Here is a 22,280-nt window from a genome sequence, read left to right as displayed (position 1 = left end):
GCGGCCTGCATGGTCCGCGCCATGCTGAATCGCACCGCCTCCCCGGTCGGCCTGAGCCTGAGTCGCGCGCTTGAGACCAAGTCCGTACGACAGCCGTGGAATCCTGCCCTGCACCCGAGGGACAGCAAGGGCCGGTTCATTGAGACCGGTGGAGTTGCGAGGTTGTGGTCGGGCAAGCTCGCCCGGGTCGTGCGCGCGCTCCCGCGAGACCGCGTACTCGTTCAGGACCAGGCGTCCGACGGCACGTTCACGGGACGCCGCCACAGCACCAATGCCCGGTGGATCACCATGGTGGCGCGCCCTGACGGCAGCGCCCCCACAAAGAACCAGAGCAAGGTGGAGGCCGAGGACGCCCGCCGTGGCACGGACGATCGGCGTGGCCTCGGCCTGTCCCGCGACGACCACGGTGACCCCGCCACCCCCGACAAGCCGCACACCGTCGACGACGAAGGCACCGACATCGGCGCCGACGACGGGAACGGCCCGGACAACAGCGACGACCAGGACGAGCCCGAAGACGGGCACCACGAGGTCGCCACCGGGGCGCTCCCGAACCACAAGGCCAAGAGCGGGGCCCGGTTCGAGGACACCGCAGCGGTACGCCGCCACTTCCTCAGCCTGGCCCAGCAGCCCGGCGTAAACGCTCCGGCGCTGCGGCGCCTGGCCGGAGATGAGGATCTGCAGATCACGCCAACGGGCGGCCTGGTCACCACACGGGACGACTCCAACGGCCGCTGGTACCTCACCTCGACGGGAACGGGCGGCTATCTCGGCGTCGGCGACTTCGCCACCCGTGCCGAGGCCGCGGCCGTGGGCGAGTACGTTCAGGACAACGTCCGCAACGGGCACATCATGCCGGGCGAATTCAACGAGCCCTTCGACTTCTCCGACCCGGACATGGCGAAGTGGGCGCCGACGTGGCGCTCCATCAAGGGCGAGGGCCCCGAGCAGGCGATCCGGCGGGCCGTCCGGGACTTCCGTGCCGATGCTGACACGAGCGCTCCGGCGGCTCCCACGCCCCAGCGTCCCCAGCCGCGCGGCCGGTTCACCACTCTCCAGCAGGCTCGCGACAACTGGACGCAGCGGGCCGACGGCCTTCGTGGCTCCTCCAACGAGCCGGACCGGCGCACCGCCCGCGACCTTGACTCCCTGGTCAAAGACTCGCGCCTCAAGCTCGTCGGCGAGGGCCAGTTCGTCGCTCGCAAGGTCGAGGGCGACTGGTACTTGTACGCCACGGGCAGCGGCCAGCGGATGCCGTGGTGGTTCGACCGGCAGGCAGACGCCAAGGCCTTCGCGGAGCACATTGTCGGCACCCTCAAGGACAAGGACGGCAACGCCCTCGACTTCTCCGACCCCAAGTTCGCTGAGGGGCGGGCCAGTTGGCGGTCCGCGGAGGGGCGCGACTACCACCAGGAGTGGACCGCCGCGCGTGCCTTGTGGGACCAGGAGCACCCGCCGAAGCACAGCATTGCCACCGCCCGGCTTGCCGAGACGCTGCGCCGCCGCCCCTTCGGGGATGACGAGGCCACCTCTCCGCAGACGGACACGGCAGAGCATCCGGCTCCCTCGACCGACAGCAGCACACCCAGCGACAGTGCAGTCCCGGACGGTGCGCCCGAAGACGATGGTGGCCAGCCGGACGAGGCACCCGCGCCCGCTCCTGACGGGCGGCCGGCAGGCGTGCCCGAAGACGCCGAGCCGGTTGACGGCGTAGACGGCTACTGGGCGACCTCCTGGAATCCCGGGCCCGTCACCGTGTACGGCCCGGACAGCACCCGCATCGCCAGCGTCGTCGGCGGCTACAACGACCGGCACGCCACGGTCGACGGCGTCCACATCACCATCGGCAACAACCTGAACATCGCCGACCAGATCATTGCCCGGCATCACCTGGCCACTGCCGACCCGGCACAGGCCGACCATGTGCACCTTGCCTGGACCACCCACAAGGGCAAGCGCATCATCGCGGTACGCGGCACGATCAAGAACGACGCACGAGACGACCGGGCCGTGAGTGCCGCTGGAAGACTGGCCTGGTCTCCCATCCTGAAGGCCCGGGTCACCGGCACCCAGTGGAAGCCGGAGACCCGCGACCGCAAGGCCGCTGACATCGTCGCCGCATTCGTCCGGCAGGGCCGCAACGTCCGCTTCACCGACGAGGACTCCAGCACCAGCACCCCCCGGCGGGAGCAGCTCGACGAGGACGCCAAGACACTCCGGGCCATGTCGGACGCGGACCTGCGTGAGCACCGCGACAACCTCAAGATCCATGCTCAGGTGGCCACGACCCCTGCACGAAGGCAGAAGGCGCGCGCCTCGCTCCAAAAGGTCGAGGCTGAACTCGACCGGCGCCGTATCGCAAGCCGGAGCGACGATGCCGGGGACGGGGGGCAGGACTCCGAGTCGAGTCCGGCCGAGCGTGCCGCCGCGTTGAGTGACGCTGAGTTGCACGGCGCGATCGTTGAGTCCCAGCGGGAGCGGGGCACTTACGGGTCTCGGCAGGGTGATCTCCTCACCGACGATGAGCAGGCCCTGTACGAAGACCGGCGGCGCCGCACGAACGAACGCATCGACCGATCCCGCACGCCATCAGATCTGGGCGACGCCGAACTCACTGCGCTGGCAAAGGAGTTGGAGGACCGACGCCAAGGGCACCAGGTGTCGGCCAATCATCTGCCGGAGAGCGGGGACGACAACCCTGAGCGGGCTCTGGCCGGCCAGCTGGCCGAGCGGCTGGAGGACGTGAAGGCCGAGCAGGAGATCCGGCAGCTCCGTGACATCGAGCAGCGGCCGGCGGTCCAGGAGCTGGACGACGAGGCTCTGGAGTCGGAGTTTCTCCGTTTGCCCGTCAAGCTGCGTCAACTGGGTAAGGAACAGAACGAGATCCTGTCCGCTCGCCGCAGTGCGGTCTACGAGGAGCGTGAGGACCGCAAGGCGAGCGTCTACCGCAACCGGCCCGAGACAGACGGGCTGAGCGACGAGGCGCTGACGGACGAGTTCCGCGATCTGTTCAAGAACCAGCACCAGGCTCGCGGCCGCGAACGTGAGGCGTTGGATGAGCGGCTGAAGGCCTTGTTCGACGAGCAGAACCGGCGCGGCGCCGAGGGCAGGGAGCAGAAGGTCGGCCGGGCGGACGCTCCTGAAGACCCGCTCCGCAGCGGCTACGGCTCTTCCATCAAGGTCGATGGCAACGACTACGGAAAGGTCAGCTACCGCACCCACGACTCTCCGTACGGGGGCGGCGAAAAAGCGGGTTGGAACGCGCAGCGTCAGAGATTCGGCGGGATCCTGGGTGCCTTCCCGAGCATGACCGAGGCCTTGGCCGCGATCGTCGACAGCTACGACTCCGATCCCGCAACGGAGTCGGTGCGCCACTACGGCTCCGTGCGCCGGGTGTGGGTGCCGAAGATGTTCGTCGAGCTGTACAAGTCCTCGCGCCGTGCGGACAGCTTCAACTCGGCGACGCCGGAACGCCGTGCCCTCTACGACCTGTTCAAGGGCCACTCTTACGGCTGGTCGGACGGCACGAACCCTATTACCGGGAAGATCGGCAAGGGCGCCAACCTGGAGGTACCCGAGGGGCTGCTCGCCGAGTTCCAGCGGGTCACCGAGGATCTGTCCCGCGAGATGATGCTCCGGTCCAGCGACCGCGACCTGGACTCGTCGGACCGGTCGTGGGCCAAGGCGCGCCTGGCCTCCATCAACGCTGCGCTGCACACGATCGACGCGCAGCGCACGGCAGTACGAAAGGATGGCGGGGACGACGACCGCAAGGTCATCTCCCGCCAGGAGATAGAGGCGCAGCAGGCAGCCCTGCGTGCGGCTCTCGGAACAGACGAAGGGGCTGATGGTGAGCATCTACAGCCAGGTGGCCAGGGACCACTGGACGAAGTACCGGCCGCTGGAGCTGGCGGAGATGACCGACCCGGAGGCGTTCTTCCTGAACAAGGGCAGGGAGATCGAGACGGCGATCCTGGTGGCCGAGGAAGCGCTGGAGCAGACGGTGCCGACCGCGGCGGAGTACGAGTCGAGGGCGGGCCAGATCAAGCAGATCAGGGCGGACGCGACCGCGATGGTGCTGCGGGATCTGCTGCCCGAACCGGAGCCGCAGACCGAGCAGACGCAGACGCTCAGTCCGGAGATGCGGGATCTGCAGGCGATGAAGGACGCGGTGTACGACATGTAGCGCGCTTCAGGCCCGACCTGGCGGATGCCGCGACCAAGGGCCCGATCCTGCGGGCTTCCGCAAACGTTGAGGCGATCCGGGTCCTCAAGCGGCTGGAGCGGGACAACCGCCCGGCTACTGACCAGGAGAAGCGCACCCTGGCCCGCTGGACGGGCTGGGGCTCGGTCCCGATCATGTTCGCGGCCGAGCCGAATGAGAAAGAGCCGCGCTACCAGCAGGGCGGCGCCCGGTACGGCAAGTTCACGCAGGACCATGCCCGTTGGGCGGAGTACCGCGACCTGCGCACCATGCTCTCCGACGAGCTCACACCGCTGGAGTGGCGGCAGGCGTCCCGCGGCACCCTGTCCATGCACTACACGCCGCAGCCCATCGCCGAAGCGATGTGGGACGGCCTTCGCGAGCTGGGCTTCGAGCACGGTGACGTCCTGGAGGCCGGGTCCGGTAGCGGCACGTTCTTCGGCGCCGCCCCCGACGGCGCCCGCCTGACCGGCGTGGAACTCGATCCGACCAGCGCACGGATCGCCCGCGCGATCTACCCGGACGCCAACGTCCTCAACGAGAACTTCGCCGAGACCGACGCGCACCCGGGCACGTTCGACGCGAGCATCGGCAACGTCCCTTTCGCTTCAGTGCCGTTCGGCGACAAGCGGTATCCGGCCGAGTCCCTGCACAACGGATTCATCACCAAGGAACTGGCGCTGACCCGGCCGGGCGGCATCACCCTGCTGATCACCTCCCGGCACACCCTGGACTCCAAGGGCGACAAGGCCCGCAAGCAGATCGCAAAGTACGGCGACCTGATCGGCGCCGTGCGCCTGCCGAGCGGGGTCTTCAACGACGCCGGCACCAGCGTCGTCACCGACGTGCTGGTGCTGCGGCGCCGTGCCGACGGCGAAGAGCCCGGCGACACGAAATGGCTCAACGCCCCCGAGCGGAAGATCGGCGACGTCCGCGAGCACGTCAACGCCTACTTCACGGAGCACCCTGAGCACATCCTCGGGGATCTGACCACTGAGTCGTCCCCGTACGGCCCGCGCCTGACCGTCAGGGGCAATCCGGCCAACGCAGCGGACCAACTCCGCGACGCACTACACGAGATCGCCGCCCAGTCGGTGGCCGACGGCAACGGCTACGAGCCGCATCCCGACGGCGACAACCGGGCGCCGGTGCTCCTGCAGACCGCGCGGGAGAAGCACGCCACCGACTGGACCGGCCGCCTCTACGAAGGCGACGACGGCAAGCTCTACCAGCACGTCAACGGCGGCAACCCGGTACTGGTCGAGCCTTCCGACGGCCGCACCGAACAGCTCCGCTCCCTGATGCAGCTCCGTGACGTCGCGGCCGAGCTGCGCGCGCTGGACCGCAAGAACGACGAGGACGAGCGCGCCGAGAAGCTGCGCGCCCAACTCCGCGATCTCCACACCGCGTACGTCAACACCTACGGGCCTCTGTCCAAGCCGGGCCAGTTCCGCTCCATGAAGACCGGCACCCGGCCGGACGGAACGGAGGAACGCACCCCGACCGCCTACGGCGCTTTCCGCTCCGACCCGGACGCCGGCTCCGTCCTCGCACTGGAGCGGTGGGACGCGGACAAGGGCGAGCCAGTCCTGTCCCGCGTCTTCACCGAACGTGCCGCAGCCCGCCGCCAGCCACTCTCCCGGACCGAAGACCCGAAGACGGCTCTGGCCGCGGTCGTCGCCGCAACCGGGGAGGTCGACCTCGGCGAGATCTCCCGCCTGCTCGACATGGACCCGCAGGACGCTGTCCGGGCGCTGGGGACAGAGGTCTTCACCGATCCGTCTACCGGACGCCTGGAGCTGGCCGGCGCCTATCTGTCCGGGCCCGTCCGCGACAAGCTCGCCGCCGCGCGCCGCGCCGCCGAGCAGGACCCGGCGTTCGCCGTCAACGTTGCCGCGCTCGAAGCGGTCCAGCCGACCGAGCGCACCATCGGCGAGTTCACCCCAGAAATGGGCGCGCACTGGACGCCGCCCGAGCTGCTCCAAAACTTCCTGCGCGAGTACCTGGGCGACCGCACCCTGCGCGTCGCTCATGACGACCGCTACGGCTGGATGCTCTACACGGGCAAGGTCCCGCAGGCCAACAACGTCCTGTACGGCGTCGCGGCCGACGAGGCCAAGGGCACCCGGGGCAAGTCGGCCGTTGAGATCGCTCGCGCGATCCTCGGCCACGGTTCGCTGACGATCCACCACGACGACAAGCGCAAGCACGTCGATGAGGAAACGTCCCGCCTGGTCCGGCAGAAGGCCGACCAGATGCGGTCGGAGTTCGCGAAGTACGCGACGGCCAATGCCGAACGCCTCACGCGGCTGACCGACTCCTACAACCAGGTCATGAACGGGCATGTCGTCCGCTCGTACGACGGCATGAGCCCGTCCCTGGACGGCATCACCCCCGAACGCACCCCGCACGCCTGGCAGCTCTCTGGCGCCGCGCGCATGCAGTTCGAGCGGTCGGTGGTCCTCGCCCACGAGGTGGGCCTGGGCAAGACGTCCACGCTGGTCATGGGCACCCAGGCGCTCAAGGCGTCGGGGCAGATCGAGAAGCCGTTCGCCGTCGTCCCCGATCACCTCGCGCAGCAGTGGTACGACGAGGCCCGGTTCCTGTACCCGAACGCCGACATCCACTTGATCACGTCGGCGGACCTCGCCGACGGGCGTCGCGACAGCACGCTGGAGTGGCTGCGGGCCAACAAGTCGGACTTGGTGATCTTCACCGAGCCCGCCTTCGGGTCGATCAAGATGAGCCCGGAGGCGCAGGACGATTACGAGTTCCGCGTTCTGGAGGACCTGCGCGAGCAGCTCGACCGGCAGTACGAGGACGCGGACAACCCCAATCACCCGTTCATCGTCGCCAAGATCGAGCAGCGCATCGCGACGCTGCAGAACCGGCTCAGCAAGAACGCGGCGCCGATGCGCACGCCCGGACAGTCGTACTGGGACGACCTCGGGTTCGACTACGCCGTCGTCGACGAGGCTCACCGGTACAAGAGAGTCGGCTTCCGCTCGAAGGAAGGCGGCGGCGACCCGGCGACCCTCCGCGGCATCGACCTGCACCAGAAGCTGACGGACCTGCACCGTCGCCGTGCCGGCCGCGCGACCGTCACTCTGGCCACCGGTACGCCGCTGTCCAACTCGATCACCGAGCAGTACACGATGCTCGCCCTGGCAGCGCCGTGGGTCCTCGACTCCTACAAGGCGGGGGCGCCGGACCTGTGGGCGGCGACATTCGGCCGCAAGACGCTGCGCATCGAGAACGCACCTGACGGGTCCGGTCTGCGGGTCGTGGAGCGGTTCGCCGAGTTCCACAACCGCCGCGCGATGAAGACCATGTGGGGCCTGGTCGCCGATACCAAGCGGGCCGACGACGTCGGCATCCCCCGGCCCAGGGTCAAGGACGGCGGCCCCAACCTGATCCTGGTCGACTCGACCAAGGACCAGGCCAAGCGGCTGAAGACCCTCGTCGGCCGCGGCCGCGCCATTCACATCGGCGAGCCCCAGCAGATCCGGAACCGCAAGGGCAACCTGGTCGACGACAACATGCTCACGGTGTCCAACGAGGGCACCTCCGTCGCCCTGGACCCCCGGCTCGTCGACCCGAAGGCCTCGGCGGGCAACAAGCTGGGCGCGGTCGCGGCCAAGCACGTCGAGCGATACCACCGCCACAAGGACCGCGTCTACAAGACGTACTACGGCAGCGACGAGGACCATCCCGTCACCGGCGCCCTCCAGATGATCTTCCTGAACGAGGGTGTGCCGGGCGGTGACAACAGGGGCAGCTTCGACGCCTACGCGGAGCTGCGCGACCTCATGGTCCAGGGCGGCATTCCCGCCGAGAAGATCGCCTTCGTCCAGGACCACAAGAAGTCGGGCAAGCCCGAGGAACTGGCCGAGTTGTTCCGCCGTGCCCGCGACGGTGACATAGCCGTCCTCATCGGCTCCAGCAGCATCGCCGGCACCGGCATGAACGCCCAGAACCGCATGGTGTCGCTGACGCACGTGGATCTCGACTGGGGCGCCGCGCAGATGGAACAGCGCAACGGCCGCATCCTGCGGTACGGCAACCAGAACCCCGAGGTCGAGATCGACATCTTCGCCACCAAGGGCAGCCTCGACGGCTGGAAAGCCGGATTCGTCGCCTCCAAGGCGGAGGGCCTGATCGACATCCAGCGCCCGGAGATGGCCGACAGCGACACCCGCGACACCGTCACCGAACTCGACGTCGACTACCCCGACTACGAGACGATGGAAGCCGAGATCGGCGGCAACCCCTACATGAGCCAGCTCATGAAGGCCCGCCGGACCCTGCGCGACCTGGAGATCGACCAGCACAACGAGGCCGCCGAACGCGTCCGCCGCACCGAGGCCCTGGCCGACCTGCAACAGGAACTCACCGACACCCACGACGGCATCACACGCCGCGACCAGGCCCTGCCCCGCATCCGCAACGTCCGCGACACCTTCGCCATGAGCCTTGGGAGCCTGTCGTACAACGAGCGCTCGGATGCCGCCGCGGCGCTGCACCGGCAGGTCACCACCCAGCTTCTGGAGCACGACCGCGACGGCATCGGCCCGTGGAAGATCCTGGGGCAGTTCGGCGGCCTCGACATCGGGGTGCGCACCGAACGCCGCCCGGACGGCGCGCTCGTCGCGCACGTCGGCTTCCCTGACCTCGCGCGCTCCGACTTCGAGCGAGGCCCGGACGACCTGCGGAAGAAGGGCGCCGGTTCGAGCCTGATCACCCGCCTGGCCAACGCCCTGGAGAAGGCCGATGCACTCCAGCAGGCTGACCGGGCACGCCTGCCCGAACTCGACGAGCAAATAGCCCTGTTGCAGTCCTCGCAGGCCGCAGCTGACCTCACCCCGCAGATCGAGCACGCGCGGGCCCGCGCGAACCTGCTGGACGATGTGGTCGGCAGGGTCGCCGAGCTCGACAAGCTGCCCGAGATCGATGAGGACGACCTCGACAAGAAGCTGACCAAGGCGCAGCGCAAGGAGATCGTCGAGAAGCGCCGCGCCGCTCGGGTACCGCTCCAGGGAGCCGTCGACAACTCAGTGCTCACGCTTGAGGACTTCGACCGCGAGCATCCCGAGCCCGAGCGCCCGGAGCACCCCGAGCAGTCGGAAGCAGACCGGGACCGTCTGCCGGCCGGTGAGGTCTCCCGGACGCTCGATGGGCTTCGCACGGACGACGCCCCCGCTGATGAGACGCCGTTCGCTCGGAACACAGCGGCGGGTGACGGCGGCAATGACGGCGGCCAGGATCTGCCGCCCATTTCTACCCCGCCCGGTGACGACGGCGAGGACACGCCTGCCGAGCAGCGGCGCACCCCGAGCCAGGAGCCGAACTCGCCCGACACGGACAGCACGGCGGCGGACGACGGCACGGTCACCCTCGACCGCGACGAGGTCGCCCAACAGCTCGATGCCATACGCCCCGAAGGCACCCGCGCGCCGTCGGCTATGACGGACCAGGAGATCGCCGACGAGATTGTCGCCCTGGTCGAACGAGAGATGGCCGACGGCGAGCTGACCGGCCTCGACCGCACCCGCATGACGGTTCTGGAGGCCGAGAAGGACCGCCGGGCCGGGCGTACCCCGAAGCCTGCGCCCAAGCCGGAGCCTGCCGCGCCCGAGGGTGGTCTCTTCGACGTCGACGAGCCGCAGGCCCCCACGCCCCAGATTGCCGATCCGGACAACCCGCTCGACCGGCCCGACGACGTGTTCGGCACCCCGGACATGTTCGCGGACCACGAGGGACGCGACACCAGCGACCTGCGCCCCGTCCAGATGCGTAACCCTGCCGACCTGGAAGCGGGAGACCGGTACACCGACGCGGACGGCCGTACGCGCACGATCGCCGAACCGCCCCGGCTCACCGGCCGCGGGCGGGTCCGCATCGTCACCGACGATGGCCAGGAGCGCTACTACAACCGAGACGCCGAGCTGCGCCTGCGCTATCCGGACGAGGAGATCGTCGACAACGAGCAGTCTGGTGACGGCGAGCAGGCACGCGACCGCACCGACCCGGTGGACGATGCCACGGCCCCGGTGCCGGACGCTTCCGCGCCCGTCGACGAGGGTGAGCCGAGCAGGCAGGACGGCGACCGCACCACGTCTCCGGATGGCGAGACAGCTGCCCCCGAAGACGCCCCGGAGTCAGAGCGGCCCGCCCGCAGCGAACCGGACGAGGAGCAGCCCCGCGACGAACGGCGCCGCCGCGACCAGGACACCAACGGCGCGGGCCCGGACGGCACACCGGGCACGGGGCCGGACGGCGCGCAGTCCCCGGGCACCCCCGAGGGTCCGGCTGAGCCCCGCCCCGGAGACGCCGGCACCGACAGCCGGGATGACGAGAATGACCGCCGCCGTCGCCGTCGGCGTGGAGGCCGCGGCAACGGCGCGGGGCCGGGCGGCCTGGGCGGCTCCGGTCTGCCCACGGGCGGCCTGCCGAATCTGCCGGACCTGTCCAACCGCACCGGAAACGATGACGCGGCAGACCGCGGAGCACCAGATGGTGCAGCGCGGCCTGAGCATCCCCGTACCGTCGAGGAGCTGCGTGACGTCTGGCGCCGTGGTGCCGGACTGACCACGGAGGAGAACACCGCTGAGCGGCGGGAGTTCCTTGCCCAGCTCGCGGACAACCCGACCGTGACCCTGTCCTCCGGCGGCGGGCTGGTCACCTGGAGCGATCCCGACGCCCCCGACCAGTGGCGCTTCGCGCAGTCCCGCAACGGCGGCCGCCTCGGCAAGATCACCTTCGCGGCCCGCGATGCCGACGAGGCACGCGAACTCGCCGACCGGTTCGAGCAGATCACTGACGCCGACGGGCAGCCACTCGACTGGCACCAACCGCTCAGCCCCGACACCATCGCCCGATGGCGCGACCGCAACGGGCGGCCCCTGCCACAGGCCCTGCACGCGGCCCGCGACGCCTTCCAGCAAGACCACGAAAGCCCTGCACCCGCCCCCGAATCCACCGATACCCCCGAGGCCGCGCCCAAGCTCACCGCGCTGCCGGACGACCTGACTGCCATGTCCGACCACGACCTTGCCGCAGCGTGGGGGCAGGGCCTGTCGGAAGGCGACCAGATGAGGGTCATGGCGGAGATGGACCGCCGGGACAACGCTGATCAGCGTGTCCGCGACGCCATCCCGGCCACGGCTCCGACCAGCGCCGAGGAAGTCCGCCAGCGCGGCGAGGCAATGGATGCCGCTCTCGGCTTCGGCGACACGGACGTCACCCGGCGACCGCTGTCGCGCGAGGAGCGTCTGCAGCGCGAGTTCCAGGAGGCCGACGAGGCCCGGTACGCGGCTGCCCTTGATGCGACCAACGGCTACTTCTTCAGCCGCAACAGCAGGCGGCTCCCTCCCGTCGGCGAGCGTGACCTGTTCTCCGGCGGCAGCCTGTCCCGGTTCGGCCGGTGGCGCGACTACGCCAGCGAGGAGTTGCTCGAATGGTTCGACGACAACGGGGGGCGCCTCACCTATAACCAGTTCAAGCAGCAGCGCCGCGCTGATGAGCGTGTCGAGCGCGACCGGCATGAGGAGGCACAGCGGCAGAACGCGGGTGCCTCGGACATGGTCGCGGGTGAGGGCGCGCCCGCGCCGGACACCGTCGCCGATCCCGAGCCGGGCAACAGCGTTAGCCCTGGACCTGCGCCGGAGCTTGCCCCTGCCCCTGCCCCTGCCCCTGCCCCTGCCGCGTACGACCCGGCCACCCCCCGGTTCGCCAACCTCAACGCCGTACGTGAGCACCTGCGCAACGGCCAGCTCGACCCCTCCTCGCTCGACGAAGGCAGCCGAACCCGCCCGCCGAGCCCCGCCGAGCAGCGTGAGATCGCCGACGACAAGCACACCCGGCTCTCGCGTGGTGGTCGGCTCCTGGTGCACGGCAACCGCTCGGCCCGGCACGGCGAGGAGAACAACCGCCGCTTCACCGTGGCCACCCCCGGCGGTCTGCTGCCGCTGCTCCAGGCGCACGGGGACGGGCTCGGCACGCTCAAGGACGCGCTCCACGCAGCGAACACCCTCGAAGCCGAGGTTCGGGACGCCGACGGCAACCCGTTCCCGTGGGACGCTCCCGACGCTATGGAGCGCGCCCGGACGTTCCGCGGCCCGGACGGCGAAAGCCTCGCCGAGACCATGGCCCGCGTCCTGGCCCAGAACCCGAGCCGCGAGGGCCAGTGGCGGTTCGACGCGGCCCGCGCCGACGAGCATCGGACATGGCGGCAGGAGGCAGACGCCTGGCACCAGCAGCAGGAGGCCGACGGCTACACCGTGCTCGCCAATCCCGCCGAGCTGCAGGCAGGGGACGAAGTCAGCTTCCCGCTGGCCGTCGACCCCGCCCACTCCCTGCGCGGCGGCGCGCACCCGCTCGGCACCGCACGGGGCACCATCACTGACGACCAGTCACGGGTCTGGAGCCCCACCGGCATGCAGGCGCTCGCCTCACGTGACTACTACCGCTACCCGGCCGACATCACCTGGACCGGTCCGGACGGGCAGACCGACAGCCCGCATGACGCGCGCCTGGAGCTGGGCGTCGTACGACGCAAGCCGCGTCCCGGCGAGCACAGCGGCAACAGCCGGGACAATGACCAGAACGCCCGCTCCGGGGGCCGCCCCGACTCCAACGCCCCGCAGGCACCGGCTCCTTCGGATGCCACGACGGTCCGGCCGGCAGGGGAAGCCGCGCCGGACCAGGACGCGCTAAGGCGCCAACGGCCGGCCGCCGAGCCGGAGCCGATCGGCGGACAGCCTGCTCACTGGGCCAGCGTCGACCAGCTCCAGCCCGGCGACATGGCACGCATCGACGGAACCAACCAGCGCGGCCGCGCCGTGACCCGCGCCGGATACGTCCTCGACTCCCCACAGCGGGTCACGGTGACCCGCCGGGGCCGCACCGGGGACATGTGGCGTACGACGATCGGTGAGAACCCCGACGGCCAGAGTGGCGCTCGGGGCGTCGTCTATACCCCGCTCCACGCCAGCGCAGCCCGCGCCGAAGCACCGAAGGCCCCCGCCCCGGGCGCCCCGGCAAGCGGTGCCCAAGGCGCTGTGGCCAGCGGTGCCCTGCCCGACACCATCGCCACCGACGCCCGCGGCCGCGGTCTCTTCCCCGGCACCGCGGTGACCGGGAACGGCGACCGTGCAGGCACCGTCACCGGGGTCACCGACGCCACCGTGTCCGTACGGTGGGCCGACGGCGACACGGACAACAACGTCGCCCCGTCCTCCCTGAACATCAGCGAATCGACGGGCGCCCGGCCCGAGGGCTGGACCACGACGGGCCAGCGGATCCGGCCCGGCCACGTCGTCGCCGACGACCGTGGTGCACTCCTTGGCCCAGTCGACGAGACCGACGGCGACCGCATCACGGTGACCACCGCTGACGGGACCGTGACCCGCAGCGCTGCGGACCTCCGCGTCGTCGGCGAAGTCCGCGACGACACCCCCGCGACCGCGCCCATCACCGGTATCAGCCAGCCGACCGCCGACGAGGTCACCACGGGCGACATCATCGTGCTCGACCTCGACGGCACCCCGGCCACAGTGGAGATCCGGGACACCAACCGCGACAGCGACCGCATCACTTTCGACTACGCCGACACCACGACGGGCGAGCTCGGCACCATCGACATGGACGCAACGGCCGTCGTCCACAAGGCCGAAGGGCCGAACGGCGAAGCCCCCGACCTTGGCCCGGACGACGCCCCCAGCGCCGCCGACGACCTCACGGTCCACCAGCCGCTGCCTGCCCTCGACCCCGTCACCGGCCCCACGGTCGACCCGGACCTCACTCCGGCCGACCGCGACGCCATCGCCGACAACGGCACCACCCCCGAAGACACCCCCGAGGCGCAGCAGGCCGCCGCCCGGCTCGGCGCCGACCTCCCTGTCACCCCGGACCAGGCCGCTGCCCTCGCCGCGCAGCTCCGGGCGAACGCGGACCCGTCCACCCCCCAGGGGCGGGCTGCCCTACGCGCCGCCGACCACCTCGACCTCGCCGCCGGCCGCACCGCGCCAGAGGGCCTCGACCGCCCACGCCCCTCCAACGCCGCGCAGATCAGCGAAGGCGACGTCATCGCCATGCCCGACGAACGCCGTGGCGACGAGGTCCACGTCTACCGAGTCCTCGATGTGGAGGAGGGCCCCGGCGGGGTGCGCAGGCTCCTCCTGGAGGACGAGAACCGGCAGTGGAAGCGTCGCCTCGTCCACGCGGCCATGCCCGTGTGGCAGCTCCCCGAGCCCGCTCCCGTCAGCACCGACAGCACCGTCCCGGACTCGGCGCCCGCTCCGGCCCCGCGTGACCCCAACTCGCCGATTGCGTCAGTGCGGCGCCAGATCGTCTCGAATCACAGCCGTACGGTGGCCGTGCGCATCATCGACGAGGCCGTGGCCGGGACCGAACCGCCCGGCGAGATTCATGCGCTGCGCGACCAGATCGCCCAGCGCCTGACCCCCGAGGCCCTGCACGACGCCCGCAACGCGGCCCGCCAGGAAGGGAACGCCGCGCTGACCGCCGCGGGCATCACCGGCCGCGACCGCGCCTCTGTGCAACAGGCCCTCCGCCGGGCCCGAGAGAAGGCGCACGAGCGAACCGTCCGAGCCGCACTGCGCACCGTCAACGACCTCGAACCCCTCCCCGGCGAGTCCAACGAGGACCTGGCCCAGCGCGCGGCAGACCTGCTGCGGCTCATCCCGGACCAGGCCGATCCCTCCTCGTCGTCGCGTCGTCGTAGCGCGCCGGACATCCATGGGTCCGACGACGCCACCACCCACGTCAACAACGCGGTGACCTCGCTCCTGCGGCAGCTCGGCGAGACCGGGACGGACCCGGCCGACACCGCCGCGCTGACCCGGCTCCTGGCGGCGCAGCTCAACGGCACCCGCCAGGCCACCGCTCAGCGCATCGTCCGCCGCGCCGCCGCCACAGCCCCGGGGAACGGGCCGCAGCCCGGCTTCCTCGCCCAGGCAATCGCCCTGTTGGGGAGCATCGGGCGTCGCCTCATCGAGCTGGTGAAGGCGGTCGGTCGGAAGATCGCCGAGCTGTGGCACAACAGCCGTGACCGGATCTCCCGCCTGAAGGCGTTCTTGCGCCGCTTGGTGCGCCGGGTCCGCGACTGGCCGGAGTCCCGCCGTCTGGCGCGCCTGAACGCCGCGCTCGACCTTCCGGACGTCGAAGGCGAGTCGCTGGCCGCGAGGGTGTCGCAGTGGGCGGGCCTGCTGCCCGAACGCGGCCGTTTCGGGCAGGCGTCTCGTCGCGTCTCCTGGTGGAGGCCCACGACATGGACGCAGCTCGCCGCGGGCAGGCTCCCCGGCCGCTCCAGCGAGACCCGGTGGATACCTGACCGCGCCGCCGACGGCGGGCCTGGCCTCACCGCGCTGCGGCACATGGCCGCGTTGCGGTCGGTCGGCGCAGATGTCGACCGGGAGGTGACCCGGCGTCTGGCCGACACGCTCGGCGACGACTTCGGCCACGACCCGCACGGCACGCTCCAGCACGCGGACGACTACATGGCCGCAACGGAGCGGCGTCTGCTCAACCTCCAGGCCGCGCGCACGACGAGCACCATCCAGGACCCGGACGTCGAGGTGGAGATAGCGGCTGCCCGCATGGAGGCCTCGGCCGCCCGCCGTGAGTGGGAGGAGCTGCGCTCCCGCTATGCCGCCGCGGTGCCCGACGCCGTCGCAGCGGCCCTGGCCGGCATCCGCGATCTCGGCCCCCAGGGCAACGCGGGCATCGTGTTCAGCCCGGACACCACCCCCGACGCCGAGCGCGCCGTACCCGGTGCGCAGCGCCTCATCCCCCGGGACTGGCTCGCCACGCCTGACGGGCGCAGGCTCACCGCCGTGGACGGCGACGAAGCCCGCTACGAGCCCGACGCCCGCCGCGCCACGATCGCCGACCTCGATGACGAGGGGCTGGGCACGGCCGGATACGTCCTCGGGCAGCACCTCGCCGGTCACCTCCCGGACCTGGACGCCGCACAGCGAGTGTTCTGGTTCACCCGTACGCACACCGGGCGGCCCGGCGCCCGCACGCTCGACGACAGTGCCCTGGGGCGCCTCCTGCATCAGCACCGGCAGCTGACGCAGACGGACACGGGTGACAGCCTCGCTCGATCTCTGCAGGCCATGTTCACCGGCGACTGGTACGAGGACGACGACTTGAGAGCGTTCCTCCTCGGCCTGCTCGCCACGCGATGAAGGAGACGACGATGACGCTCACCGTCACCGGCCGGTTCGACGACGGGTCCGCCTACCAGGTGCAGGTCACCGGGGAACCGGACCGGCCGGTCATCGGCTCTGCCCGCGCGGCGGCCCTCGTCGAGCTGCACGCGGGCGAGTCGATCCTGCTGACGCCGGCAGGCCCCCTGCGCACCGTGATTGGCGATGACGAGAAGTCGGTTCTCGCCGTCCTTCGTCGTTACAGCAACGTCGTCGAGTCGGGCGAGAGGACGGAGGGCCCAGCCCGGCTTGCACCATTGGATTGATGATCTTGTGACCGCAGTTGGCACAGGACATTAAGCCCACGGCCACCCCACCCTGCGGCACGTGACCAGATACGGATTCGCCATCAAGGCACTCCCCAAGGGCGGCAAGCCGTTCGTGGACGATGAAGACGAGGACACCAAGCCCGAGGACACAGTGGACGCGGGCTCGGCAGAGGACATCGAGGCCGACGCCCCGCCGGGAGCACCCGGCACCGGCGGCGAAGCAGAGCAGGGCCCCGCTGCTCAGGACAACAGCGACGGCACCGAGACCAACTCCGGTGATCCGAGCGCCCCGCAGGATGCCGAGCCAGCCTCTCCAGAGAGCGGCAGCGACCCAGCGGCCGACGACAGCGGGCAGGCGCCGCCCCCTGAAGAGGACGATGCCCGCCCGTGGTCCGGCGACATGTACGACGAGGGCGACGAGACCGACCCGGCAAACGCGTTCGCTGCCTACACGGGGGCCGACGGGGAGGAGGCGTGGCTCGATCAGGCGCCGGACGGCACACTGACCGGGTGGGTCCGGGATGCCACCGGCCAGGTCTGGCGCTACAGCGACCCGGACGTGTGGGCCATCGACGTCGACGATGCTCAGATGACCCGCACCCACAGCCGCGCCCAGGGCGACAGCGGAGAACAGGCGGCCGAACGTGGCGGGCAGGACCCGTTGTTCCCGCCCCAGCAGAGGCAGAGTTAGGAGCCGTACCGGTGGACCTGAACCGCCAGACCTATCTGGCGCTCCTCAACGAGGGCAAGGTCGCGCATGCCGCCGGGGACCCCTCCGACGCGTGCCCCTACGACCAATACAGCCCCGACCCCGAGCAGCAGTTCGGCGCGCGCTACTGGACCAGGGGATGGGTGGAGGCCCGCACCGCGGCCGAGGCGGCGGCTCCCGGGCCGGGGCAGGCGAGCACAGGACAGTAGCCCGGCGGGCACGGCACGGTCCCGGCGGCCTACTGTCCATCCGCCGGAGGTTCCCCGCCGTGCCGACTGCCCCCACGTCCCGATCCCCGGTGTCCCGCAAGGGCATCTGCCGGGCCATCTTCGCCGTCACTGGCGTCGTCGATGAGGTCGCGGACCTGATCGTCCCCGGTGCGTTCGCCCATACTCTGGCGACCCGGCCCGTGAAAACGGTCTGGCACCACGAGTGGCAGAAGCCGATCGGTGTCGTCCTGGACATCGAGGAATGGCAGCCCGGCGACGCCCGGTTCGCCGAGATTCCGAACTGGCCCGCCGCCGCCGGAGCGCTCGTCGCGACCATCCAGTTCAACTTGCGTACGCAGCGTGGCCGGGACGTGTACGAGCAGGTCCGCCAGTGGCACGAGCACGGTGAGGCCCAGTTCTCCATCGGCTACCGTGTCCCGCCCTCCGGGGCGACGAAGCGCTCCGACGGCGTCCGTGTGATCCACAAGCTCGACCTGTACGAGATCTCCCCGGTGCTGCACGGCGCCCACCCAATGACCCGGAGCCTGGAGGTCAAGTCCGACCCCGGCGCCATCGAGCTGGAACACAAGACGACGGCGTCCGGCGGGTACCTCGACGTCAAGTCGGCCGAAGTCCAGGTGGGCCGAGGCGTCATGGTCGCCCTCTATCTGCCACCGGACGCCGCCCAGCGGATCGTCCACCCTGATGGCACGGCTGCCCGGGACCTGCACATCACCCTCGCCTACCTCGGCGACGCAGACCAACTCCCTGGCCATCCCGACGACCTGAGCAGCATCGTCGCCAACGTGCTCCAGGACGCTCAGCCGCTCTCCGGGACGATCGGCGGCATCGGCCGCTTCCCCGACTCGGGCGCCGGCGAGCCCGTGTTCGTGCCCGTCGACATACCGGGCCTGAACGAACTGCGCGACCGCATCACACAGTCACTGGCCACCTCGCCCCTGTCCGGCGCGGTGAGCACCAGCCACGGCTTCAGCCCGCACGTCACCCTCGGCTACGACCTGCCCGACGACGTGCCGCCCGTGCCCGCGACCCCAGTCGCCTTCGACACGGTGCACGTGGTACGCGGCCCAGACGCCACCCCTATCCGTCTCACCGGCCCACCCGCCGCGCCCAGCACCAGGCTCACGCAATGGGACAAAAATGATCTTGGAATGCGAGCGAGCCCGGAAGCCAAGTCGGCCCGAGCCGCCGTTCTGGAAGCCAAGGCCGCAGGCGGCCTCGACAAGAATCGCGGCGATGCCGAGCAGCTCCGCCACTGGTACGTCCGCGGCGAAGGCGCCACGCATATCGCCTGGGGCACCCCCGAGGACTTCGACCGGTGCGTCTCGGTCGCAGGGCGCCACATGAGTCCCGACAACGCCAAGGGCTACTGCAACTTGAGGCACCGCGACGCTCTCGGGATCTATCCCGCCACCCACGCGGCCGAGAGTAAGAGTGCCCGCACCGCCGTCCTTGAAGCCAAAGCCCGCATCGTCGCCGACCCGACCGGAGCCCCCGTGCCGCAGATCCAGCCGCTCCCCGACTCCTACGAGCAGATCAGCGAGCGCGTCACGCAGGCCGTACGCCGCCTCCTCGCCGCCGACGACAACACCTGGGCCTGCGTAGAGGCGACCTATCCCGACCGCACAATCGTCTCGGTCCACCAGCACGGTGCCGAGCCAGTCACCTATGCGGTCCCGTACGAGACGACCGGGCCCGAAGTTTCCCTCGGCACCCCGCAGCCCGTCGCGCTGACCACCGTCGTCATCCCCGACCAGGGGCCGGCACGCGAGGCCACCACCGACGAGGCGACGGACACCCGCCTTGTACAGCCGACCCTCCGCGCTCTCGCCGACGCCACCGTCCGCATCCACGCCGCCGATGACGTCGAACAGTTGGAGCCCGTACGGACCACCGTCGGGGAACTCCTCTCCGCACTCGCGTCCAAGGGCCTCGACATGCCGCTCGACGACGACCAGGACGAGAGCGGGCAGCCCTCCCCGGTTCCGCCCCCGGGCGGCGGCATCGACCTGTGGGACGAACCGCATGACGCGTTGCCCGAACTCCCCGAGCCGGACGACGACGAGGGCGGTGAGGACGTGGACGAGGGCGGAGGTGAGGACACGGTGTGTCTGGATGCCGACGAGGTAAAAGCCCAGCTCGCCGCGATCCAGGGGTAGTTCACGCCCGCGACTCAGCCTCACTCCTGGCGCCGGCCGCACCCACCTAATCGGCGACCACGCCCGCAGAACACAACAAAACAGCAGGTCAGAGCCCATGTGCTGCCGCTCCCCGCCTCCCGGGGAACGGCAGCACGCGACATTAGGCACTCCCGCTCTCTCAAATAACCCGCGTTGTCGGGTCGTCCCGGTGCTGGCCGGGCGAGCGACGCACGTCAACCGCACCCAGCACCAGGGAGAGCAGCCCCGCAATGGCTGAGAACAAGAGCCTCCTCAAGAGTCTCAAGACCCAGCTCGCCGAGAAGTCCGCCGAAGCCGAGCGGATCAGCCAGGCGTTCAAGGTCGAGGACAACGGCGGCTTCGTCGTCACCACCGAACAGGCCACCGCCTTCAAGAAGGTGTCCGCCGACGCGATGGAAATCAAGCAGCTCATCGCCGACGCCGAGGGCTGGCACGAGATCAAGCAGTACCTCGATGCCCCCGACAGCCCGCCTACGGCGGGGCTGCACTACGGGCGCTCCCCGCAGGCCGCCATGGAGGAGAAGTCGCTGGGCGACCTGTTCGTCGAGTCCGACGCTTTCCAGAACGCGTCCCAGGCAGGCTTCCGTGACCGGCCTTACCTGCGAGCCGAGATGGAAGGCAAGAGCATCTTCTCGCTCTCGGCCGGCACGGTGACGCACCAGACTCTCGGTTCGGCTCAGAACCTGGGAATCGCCGAGCGGGCCTATCGCAAGTTCCACATCCGGGACCTGTTCCCCAAGTCCTCCACGAAGCAGGCCGTGCTCTATGGCGCGCGTGAGACCGGCTGGACCAATAACGCCCGGCAGGTGAAGGAACGTTACGCCGCCGACGGCACCAGTCCTGCTACAGGAGCCGAGACCGATACGTGGGGGCGGGCGCCGCGCTCGAAGCTCTCGCTCGTCCCGGTGATGTATCCGGTCAGCGAAATTGCGCACCTTTTGGACGCACATAAAAACATTCTGAGCGACGAGCCGCGACTCAAGACCTTTATCAACACCCGCATGGTTGAGGGCGTCAAGTATCAGGAAGACTGGGACCTTCTGCATTCGGTTGGCGACGGCCAGTCTCTGACCGGAATTTATAATACTCCGGGAGTTCAGCAGTACAAGGGGCTCCCCAGCGACCAGTACAGCGTGCAGATCAGGCGCAGCATCACCAAGGCGCTTCTGGCCGAGTACGAGCCGACCGGAATCGTGCTGAGCCCGAGCATGTGGGAGCACGTCGAGGTCGAAGAAGACAAGACTGGAGCGTTCCGCGTGGCGCTGCAGATCGCAGTTGGAGCAGAGAAGAAGGTGTGGCGCCTGAACGTGGTCGAAACCACGGCGATGGCCGACACTGACTTCCTCGTCGGCGCCTTCGGACTGGGTGCCCAGCTTCACGACCGAGAGAATGTTTCGGTAACCGTCTCCAGCGAGAATGCGGACAATTTCGAAAAGGGGTTGATCACGTTCCGCGCCGATGAGCGGGTTGCCCTGGAGATTCCCCGACCGGAGTCCTTCGTTATCGGGTCGTGGACTCAGCCCACCGGCTGATTTCCCCCGAGGGGAGGAGGTTCCCGGAATCACGGAATTGTCCTCCCCTCGTCCACTACTGCACGTCGAGACATGGAGGAACGCCGGTGATTGAGAAGCAATTCGTTGGGATGACCGCGAAGTTGGAGGCGCTCACCGACGCGCCTGCCCCCCGCAAGGGTCCGCCCTGCAGTGTCGGCGCCTTCTTGGCGGAGACCGATCAGGAGACCGCGGCGACGCTCCGCCGCATCCTGGACACCCCGACTGTCCCGGCCACGGCCATCGCCACCGTACTCAGCCAGCACGGCCATGCGATCACTGCGTACACAGTGGCCCGCCACCGCCGCCGCAGCGAAGCCAACGGCTGCCGGTGCACGCCGGGACGGCCTGTCGTGCAAACCCAGGACGCGACCGTAACCCGCAGCAGCGCCCACCCTTCCCCGATCAACGCACCCGAGGAAGGACTACTCATGGGCCTCTACTGGCAGGACGGCACGCGCATCACGAAGGCCGAGGTGCCCGCCGCCGCACTCGACGACCCACCCGTACGCATCACCCAGGACATCTACATCTCCGAGCCGTACGGCCGCGGCGACGGACAGCCAGAGGGATCCAAGCGGTTCCTCCTGTACCCGGCCGGGACCATCGCACTGCGTTCCGTCATCGACCGCCTCTTCGCCCCGGCCACCGTCACCAGCATCAGCCCGGCCAATGGCCCTGCGGCCGGTGACACGACCATCACCATCAAGGGCGACAACCTCGACGGCATCTCCGCCATCACCTTTGGCAGCACTGCAGGCACTGAGTTGCAGATCCGGTCGGCGGGTGAACTGACCGTGAAGACCCCGTCCGGCACAGCCGGACCCGTGACGGTGACCATCGTCGACGACAGCGGTTCAGTCGCCAAGCCCAACGGATTCACCTACGTCTAGTACGCCGCGCCG

The 22,280-nt window shown here is 69.9% G+C and carries 7 protein-coding genes; all 7 read left to right on the top strand.

Annotated features, from left to right (window positions below):
- Nucleotides 1-21 precede the first annotated feature (21 nt).
- The 7 genes from ACIBK6_RS23775 (at nt 22) to ACIBK6_RS23745 (ending at nt 22,268) form a co-directional block, all read left to right on the top strand.
- Entirely contained in the window at nt 22-16,416 is a 16,395-nt protein-coding gene (locus tag ACIBK6_RS23775; RefSeq protein WP_399053335.1) for a hypothetical protein, read from the top strand.
- An 11-nt stretch (nt 16,417-16,427) separates the two neighbouring features.
- Nucleotides 16,428-16,703: a hypothetical protein gene (locus ACIBK6_RS23770; RefSeq protein ID WP_399053334.1), complete on the top strand. Its 276-nt coding sequence runs from the start codon at nt 16,428-16,430 to the stop codon at nt 16,701-16,703.
- A gap of 61 nt (nt 16,704-16,764) precedes the next feature.
- Complete coding sequence (locus tag ACIBK6_RS23765) at nt 16,765-17,397, top strand: hypothetical protein (protein WP_399053333.1); 633 nt, start codon at nt 16,765-16,767, stop codon at nt 17,395-17,397.
- Nucleotides 17,398-17,408: 11 nt separating this feature from the next.
- The gene (locus ACIBK6_RS23760) at nt 17,409-17,624 is read left to right on the top strand and encodes a hypothetical protein (RefSeq protein WP_399053332.1); all 216 of its coding nucleotides are present in this window, start codon (nt 17,409-17,411) and stop codon (nt 17,622-17,624) included.
- Nucleotides 17,625-17,683: 59 nt separating this feature from the next.
- Entirely contained in the window at nt 17,684-19,804 is a 2,121-nt protein-coding gene (locus ACIBK6_RS23755; protein WP_399053331.1) for a 2'-5' RNA ligase family protein, read from the top strand.
- A gap of 251 nt (nt 19,805-20,055) precedes the next feature.
- Nucleotides 20,056-21,357 carry a phage major capsid protein gene (locus ACIBK6_RS23750; protein ID WP_399053330.1) on the top strand — a complete coding sequence of 434 codons (1,302 nt, stop codon included), beginning with the start codon at nt 20,056-20,058 and terminating at the stop codon, nt 21,355-21,357.
- 86 nt (nt 21,358-21,443) lie between these two features.
- Complete coding sequence (locus tag ACIBK6_RS23745) at nt 21,444-22,268, top strand: IPT/TIG domain-containing protein (RefSeq protein WP_399053329.1); 825 nt, start codon at nt 21,444-21,446, stop codon at nt 22,266-22,268.
- Nucleotides 22,269-22,280: the final 12 nt, after the last annotated feature.

Origin of the sequence: Streptomyces sp. NPDC050485, from assembly GCF_044458185.1 — a bacterium.
Classification (GTDB): Bacteria; Actinomycetota; Actinomycetes; order Streptomycetales; family Streptomycetaceae; genus Streptomyces.
The sequence above is the reverse complement of the archived record's forward strand: the minus strand, read 5'-3'. Positions and strand labels throughout refer to the sequence as shown.